Raw genomic sequence first — 3,368 nt, forward strand, 5'->3', positions numbered from 1 at the left:
TGCCGCAGATGGGAAACTCGCCCCACCACCCCCCACTGGCGGCCCGGCACCAGACACCGCCAAAACCAGCCACGCCCCCACCACCAGTTCGAAGCCCCTGCCTGCCGATCCCGTCCCCGGCAAGCAGCGCATCCTCCTCATCGGCGGCGGCGTGTCCCACGACTACGCCCACCTTTTTGACACCCACGACCGCAGTCTCATCGCGGCCGCGCTTCCCTCCGTCACCAGCTACACCAGCGATCCCATGACCGCTGTCGATCAACTCCCCTGCGCCGACATCGTCGTGCTCAGCGCCAATGACGCCGCCTATTCCGGCCAGTTCCGCTTCCGCGAGGCCTTGATGCAGTTCGTCCAACGCGGCGGCGGCCTCGTCCTCCTGCATCCAGCTACTTGGTATAACTGGCGCGGTTGGCCCGCCTACAACCAAGACCTCGTCGGCGGCGGAGCCAGCAAGCATGAGCCTCATCGCGACTTCCAAGTCCTTGCCCTCAGACCCCAACACCCCGTCTTGCAAGGCATCAGCAGCCCCTTCACCATCCGAGACGAACTCTACCTCGTGAAACTCGACGCCCGTTGTGAAGTGCTCGCCGAAGCCGTCTCCACCGTCACCGGAGCCAAGTATCCCAGCGTCTGGCTAACCCCGCACCCCACGGCGCGGATCGTCTCCATCGCCCTCGGCCACGGCAAAGAAGCCCACCAGCACCCTGACTTCGCCAAGCTCCTCGGCAATGCCGTGAAGTGGACTGTGGTGAAGAAGCGGTGAATAGAGAACAGGCAGCCTCACTCACACCTCACCGAGCGCCGAGACGGCTCCACCGAACTCTACGACCACAGCACCGACACCGCTGGTGAAGCGCCTGCACGGCATGTTAGACCTGGAGTTCGGCAGGTCGAGTCAGTGTCCCAGTCCACTCCGGTTTTTCATTGTGAAATCCGACACATGTATTGCTGAGTCATTCCAGGCTCTTGGTTCGTTTTATCCGTCCGCGAATGCTTTCCATGGTAGGCATCTCCGGCATCCTTGCCTGAAAAAGGGCGTCTTCATCTTTATCCAGCAGTCACTTCACTTCACCCATTCACCGTTCCATCACTCCATGCTTCGACCTATCCTCACTCTTCTCCTCCTTGCTTCCATAGCAGGCGCGGCTGAACGCAAACTTGAAATCCATGATGGTGACCGCGTGTTGCTTATCGGAGATGTGCTCGTCGAGCGCGAGAATAACTATGGCTACCTCGAAGCCAAATTGCGGCGTGAGTTTGCGGGCAAGAGCTTTGCGGTGCGCAATCTCGGTTACAGCGGTGACAGCCCATTGGGGGCTTCGCGCGCCAGCTTCGATCCCGTGGATAAGGGCGTGGATGCGCTGAAGGAGCAACTCGCGGTGGTGAAGCCTACGGTGGCGATCCTGGGCTATGGCATGGCGGCGAGTCTGGATGACCTGACATATCGAAAGAATGATCCGGTGCTCAATCCCGACCCGGTGCGCTATGGCGTGGATCACAGCCCGACGAAGTTTCGCACGGAGTTGCTCGCGCTGATGGATCTGATCAAAGCGGCAAGTCCAGAGGGTAAAGTGCGCTTTGTTTTTCTGGGTCCGATCAAGCATGAAGACCTGCGTGCCACACGGCCTGGCCTGCCTGATCCGGCGGAGCATAATGCGTTGCTCCTCGAGTATGAAAAAGTCATGGAGCAGCTCGCAGCGGAGAAGCAATCGCCCTTTGTGCGTGGTGAGTGGCAGAAGGCGGCTGGCATTGATCTGGCGCAAGGAACAGACAACGGCATTCACCTGAACGCCCGGGGTCTTCAGGCGCTGAGTGAGAGCTTCGCGGCGCAGCTCGGCTGGAAATCCGATGCGGCCAAGTGGGACACGGAGACACCCGAACAGCGCACGCTGCGTGAGGCGATCCTGCGCAAGAACTCGCTCTTTTTCCATCGCAGTCGCCCAGCGAACTACACTTACATCTTCGGCTTCCGCAAACGTGAGCAAGGTCGCAATGCGGTGGAGATTCCCAAGTTCGATCCGCTCGTGGACAAGGCTGAGGCCAATGTCATCGGCATCGCCGCGGGCAAGCCAAGCACGCTGCCACCCGAGCCGCCGAGCGCCACGAAGCTGCCAGTGCTTGCCTCTTTGCCCAAGCCAGACTTCACCCTCGACAATGGCCTCGCGATGACGCTGTTCGCGGAGAATCCGCTGCTGGAAAAGCCAGTCGGCATGAACTGGGATACCTCCGGCCGTTTGTGGGTCGCCACGTCGAATACTTATCCGCAGGTGAACCCAGATGACCTCGGAGCGCAGATGGAGGGCAACAGCGCCAAGTTCGGCCCTTCGACCGGCAATGACCGCATCATCCTGCTCGAAGACACGAATCGCGATGGCGTAGCGGATGTCTCACGCATCATCGCGGACAAGCTGCTCATCCCATGCGGAGTCGCGCCGGATAATCACGGTGGCTGCTTTGTCGGTGCGAGCACGGAGCTGCTTCAGCTCAGCAAACCGGGTGCGGATGGTCTGCTCGGTGAGCGCCGCATCGTGCTCAGTGGTTTCGGCACAGAGGACACGCATCACATCATCCATGGCCTGCATTGGGGCATTGATGGTCGTCTGTACATTCAGCAAACGATTTACATCCACTCGCACATCGAAACCCCGTGGGGCCTGGTTCGGGCCAACAGCGGCGTCGCTTTCGCTTATGATCCGAATACAGAGCGTCTCGAAGTGCACTCCAAGGGCCTCGTGAACTGCTGGGGTCAGCAGGAAGATCTCAATGGCCAAACATTCCTCACTTCCGGTGCGGATGGTAATGGCGTGAGCTGGAGCTTTCCCGGAGCTGTGCTGCCGCCCAGCGAAGGTGCCCGTCGATTCATTAGCAGCATCAGCCCAGGTTCGTATCCGAAGTTCTGCGGCCTCGAACTCGTGAACAGCCCGCTCTTTGGCCCAGAATGGCAGGGCAGCGCCATCACGAATGACTTCCGAGCTCACCGCATCGTGCGGTTTAACTTCACCGACTTCACGGCGGACAAGGCCGCTGCTAAATCTGGCTACATCACGCAAACGCAGGCCGATGTCGTGCGCACGAGTGACGCGGCCTTTCGTCCCATCGCACTCGCCATGGGGCCCGATGGCGGCTTGTATGTCGCGGATTGGACGAATCCGATCATCAATCACGGCGAAGTCGATTTCCGTGATCCGCGCCGTGACAAGCAACATGGCCGCATCTGGCGCATCGCCCCGCAGGGCAGCAAACAGATCGCCTGGGAGCCAGTCACAGGACTGCCGGTGGATGCATTGCTCAACAAGCTGCTCTCGCCGAGCCGCTGGGAGTTCGAGCAGGCTCGCCGCGAACTCGCCAAGGCTCCGCTCGCCGACTTG

The 3,368-nt window shown here is 60.4% G+C and carries 2 protein-coding genes; both read left to right on the plus strand.

The genetic code is table 11. The annotated features are described in order from the left end of the window. Positions 1–763 (plus strand): ThuA domain-containing protein (locus tag AC6FTP_RS26355; protein WP_497209874.1); only part of this gene is annotated, 763 nt, incomplete at its 5' end. Between the two features lie 331 nt (positions 764–1,094). Beyond that, on the plus strand, positions 1,095–3,368 hold a 2,274-nt coding region (locus AC6FTP_RS26360), incomplete at its 3' end, for a DUF7133 domain-containing protein (RefSeq protein ID WP_497209875.1).

It is taken from the genome of Prosthecobacter sp. (assembly GCF_044378005.1).
Classification (GTDB): domain Bacteria; phylum Verrucomicrobiota; class Verrucomicrobiia; order Verrucomicrobiales; family Verrucomicrobiaceae; genus Prosthecobacter.